This is a genomic window from Paenibacillus sp. 01T422 (assembly GCF_056398785.1).
This window is the reverse complement of record NZ_JBFTQB010000622.1, coordinates 1-3,928: the sequence shown is the minus strand read 5'-3', so window position 1 is coordinate 3,928 and position 3,928 is coordinate 1. Positions and strand designations below refer to the sequence as shown.

General features: G+C 42.6%; 4 protein-coding genes. All 4 read right to left on the bottom strand.

Going from position 1 to position 3,928, the window contains the following annotated elements:
- Positions 1-1,436 (bottom strand): family 43 glycosylhydrolase (locus tag AC1DUA_RS27490; protein ID WP_477502794.1); only part of this gene is annotated, 1,436 nt, incomplete at its 3' end.
- Positions 1,437-1,739: 303 nt separating this feature from the next.
- On the bottom strand, positions 1,740-2,393 hold the full coding sequence (locus AC1DUA_RS27485) for a M48 family metallopeptidase (protein WP_477502795.1): 654 nt from the start codon (positions 2,391-2,393) through the stop codon (positions 1,740-1,742).
- Between the two features lie 97 nt (positions 2,394-2,490).
- Positions 2,491-2,670: a twin-arginine translocase TatA/TatE family subunit gene (locus tag AC1DUA_RS27480; RefSeq protein WP_477502793.1), complete on the bottom strand. Its 180-nt coding sequence runs from the start codon at positions 2,668-2,670 to the stop codon at positions 2,491-2,493.
- A gap of 30 nt (positions 2,671-2,700) precedes the next feature.
- Positions 2,701-3,909: a ZIP family metal transporter gene (locus tag AC1DUA_RS27475; RefSeq protein ID WP_477502792.1), complete on the bottom strand. Its 1,209-nt coding sequence runs from the start codon at positions 3,907-3,909 to the stop codon at positions 2,701-2,703.
- Positions 3,910-3,928: the final 19 nt, after the last annotated feature.

The following is a 3,928-nucleotide window of genomic DNA, read 5'->3' as shown; positions in this document are numbered from 1 at the left end:
AGCCGGTATCCATCTGATGCATAGTCGCCTTCTGACATGGTGATGAACACTTTGCCATCACGCTGCAAGACACGAGGACCTTCCCCGCCTCCACCTGGCAAGAACGAGCGGTCAGCGGTAATGGTATAAGGATTATCCATCGGAGCAATAGCTGGTCCGATTGGTTCTCCGGAGCCTAGAGTACCCCAAACGGCGTAGAGTTTCCCTTTATTTTCAAAAACGGTAAAATCGTTCGCTTGCTTATAGACACCATTCTCACCTGCATATAAAGCACCTTTGTCTACATAGGACCCTTGAGGATCAGCCGTAACGGATTCCAAAACAGTCGCCATATGCTTGTAATCATATGCCTTCAAATCAGCACAGTAATAAATGTACCATTTGCCATCAAAGAAGAAGATTTCCGGAGCAAATATACGTGTTTGAGTGCCTTGTGAATCAAAAACCAGTTTCTTCTCCCCTTGGTCTGTCAGGGTCCGGGACTTGGATACATACACTTTATTCTCAGAGTCTAGATTGCTTGAAGATACGAAGTAATAATAGCCATCTTTGTAAGTGACAAATGGGTCCTGTCCTTGATAAAGCGGATTGTTAAATTTGTTATGTATAGAAGAACTTGTCACACCCATCGCTTCCATAAACACAGAACGTGCTATGGATACGTTTTCAATTCCTTTTATTAAGGCTTCAACCTTATCTCGATCATTCATTACTGCGTTATCAATCGTGCTAAGCAACTCTGAAGCTGTCTGTTTAGCTGCTTGGAGTTTGTTGCGATCACTTTCTGTTACTTTATCTGCAAAATTGGCTGCTAAATAATCTAACTTCTGAATTTCTGCGGTCAACTCACTTTTTTTCGTTACCAGCGTACGATCCGAAGGCAAGTAAAGGGCTGATTCTGGAACGATTTGTCTTTGCTGACTTGCACTTTCCCATTCCATCTTGAGCCATGTGCCGCCCCAGCCTTGTAAATATTCAACTTTGATATCATAATGTTTACCTGCCTCCAATGAGACGGGAATACTGTCTTGCGGTTTCTCCCACGTTTGCTGCCAGAAGTCAATGATCAGTTGTCCGTTAATCCATAATCGAAAGCCGTCATCTCCAACCATATGGAAAGTGTAATCTTCTGTGTATGTTGGAACAATGCTTCCTGTAAAACGTGCCGTATTATAATCAGGTGTGCCAGAAAATTGATTAAAAATACTGGCAAAAGAATCCCCATTCAGATTGCCGATAGCTCGTGATCCACGCAGATCATCGAATTTGAATACGTTGATATCTGTTCGATTATCAGGATTAGGCACACATTTAAAGAAATCGCCCATTAATCCATGTCCATCCAGAATTGGATCTGCAGCACGAGCATTCATAGGCATATTCAGCGTACATGCAAATAAGATAACAGCCATAAGTAACCCTATTACTTTTTTCATCGGTAATCTCCTATTCTCATATTCGTTTCTACTCCGTGGATATTCTGCTAACGCTCCGAGTTAGTACAGAAACAAAGCCAGCAGCCTCGTTGCCTGGTGACGCACCGCGTTACCTCCTTCCCCTTTCTTGCTGCGTGTTTTTAACTTAACATATTTTCAAACAGATAGATTTGCAATATCCCGAGCTTTTTTACAATTATCTTTCCTTTTTATGTAAAGAGCTGCGGTGGCGCTCCCTACGTGCACAAAAACAAAAAAACTGAAGCCGAATTCGTCCGGACGACAGTTTATACTTTGCATAACTTATAGCGTCATAGCTTGTCCATATCTGGCCAGGAACTCTTCCTTCACCTTGTAATCTGGCATAATGCTGCCTACACGCCTCCAGAAGGAGCGATCATGATTCATATGGGTGAGATGGCATAACTCATGGATAATGACATAGTCAATCACATCGATCGGAGCCATCGCTAAGCGATAATTAAAGGTTAATTTTTTATCCGAGGAGCAGCTTCCCCATTTGGTGCTAGATTCCTCGATTTCAATCGCTTTTGGTTTGACCTTTAATTGTGTTTGATAGATCTTGATGCGATCGGCTATGATCTTCTTGYAGCTTGAGAAGTAGAACTTCTTAAGATTCACTTTCAATTCATCTTCACTTCGTCCGGCAGTTTCAATTAACTCATGGAGAAAATGATATTTCCCAAGATGGAGGAATTTCCCTTCCTCTTGATAGTCTTTTGTTCGAATGGTCTCTTTCGATTTCTCAATGAGTTGTAACTTCTCCACGATCTGTTTCCCATGCTGTCTTACAAGGCTCATAATGGTCTCCTGGCTTGTATCATTAGGAGCTTTAACGGTCATATAGCCTGTACTATCGATTTGAATCGATATTTTTTTTCTAACCCCATATGAAACATGAAATTCAATCGTCTTATCTTCTATCTCCATTTTCATCCTGATCATCGGTCCTTTACTTTCACTTCGATACCCCATCATTTTACCTTTCTCATCAAAAAAAGACCAATCCGCTGTTGTGGATTGGCCTGACTTCTTATTCACCTTTTTGTTTCTCTGTGGTATCTTCCTCTAATAACCCCTTCGTTCCTTGTCTAAACTCCTTGATCGTAGTGCCGAATGCACGACCTAATTGTGGAAGTTTCGTAGGTCCGAACAACAATAACGCAACTACGGCAATTATGATAACACCTGAAACGCCAATGCCTGAAAACATGATGAGCACCTACTTTCTATCCTTCGTTTATTAAAATTTCACCATAAGCGCTGTGACATACATAATGAGAATCCCTGCCGTTAATCCTCCAAAATTCAACCAAGAAACTGGTGACAAGCTTCGCTTCTCGGATTCTTTCAGGATCATTTTGGAAATAACATAAATGACTTGAAGAATTGCCCCAGCACCGATCCCGAAGAATAATGCGGCCAAAGTATCATTGAAAATGAATCCGCCAGCCCAAGTCCCGATGATAGCTGGACCACCTGCTATTAAGGCTAGCGTAACAAAGGTCTTCAAGTTAGGACGATCCTTCAGCAATGGAGCAGCGATTCCGACGCCTTCTGTAATATTGTGAAGGGTAAAACCAATGATCAAGAAAGTGCCTAACGCCGCTTCTCCAACTGCAAATGCTGATCCAATTGCAAGTCCTTCGCCAAAATTATGCAATCCAATGCCAGTCGCAATTTTCCTGGATACTCGGCTTCCCTCAAGCGTTCTGCTGCTTAATTTGCGATCATTAGACTGATCAACAGCGATCAAGAATAGGCAGCTGAGAAGTGCGCCAAACCATACTAAGCCAGTTCCCTGGAACACACCAGGAGCTTTTGCAGCCATTTCAAACCCTTCCTCGAAAGTATCAATGACAAGGAAAAATAAGAGTCCTATCGTCAAGGAAAGAATGACATGCATGCCTTTCACGGAGAACCGGCGTAGGAACGGATACCATAATAGACCTAACCCTACAGGAATGACCCCGACATAAAATCCAATTAATGCGTATTGGGCAAAAAGCTTTCCTGTCGGCTTTGGCGTTGCAGCTGCTGCTGCAACCTCACCTGTGAAAATCAAGCCATTTGACGTAATGAGTTTGACTTCATGCGGATCCCCTTGCACCCACGGATATGGAATATTGATCGTACTGCTTTCGAATCGTTTCAAGGAATCGCTTGGTGAGAACTCCGCATTCCAGAAAGCTCCGTCAACAACAACTTGAGCAATCGTTATTTCCTCAGGGCCGGAGTTCAGAACCTTCACTTGAATGCCATCATCATTAAGCGTGATCTTCTCAACGTTCAAGACTTCAATCGGCGCTGCAGGTTCACTTTCTATGCCAGTACCTACTTTGGCAATCGTTGCGATTATGGCAATTAACAAAATAAGCGGGAGAATTCCCCATAAGATCCCTTTTAATTGAATGGATGGCGCCTTTGTTCCCTTTTGATCTGCATAACTCATTGAACAATTACCTCCTTTC

Bases quoted from the DNA above. Each gene is read 5' to 3' on its own strand.
- AC1DUA_RS27480 (WP_477502793.1), bottom strand. From the start codon at position 2,670: ATGTTTTCAGGCATTGGCGTTTCAGGTGTTATCATAATTGCCGTAGTT.
- AC1DUA_RS27475 (WP_477502792.1), bottom strand. From the start codon at position 3,909: ATGAGTTATGCAGATCAAAAGGGAACAAAGGCGCCATCCATTCAATTA.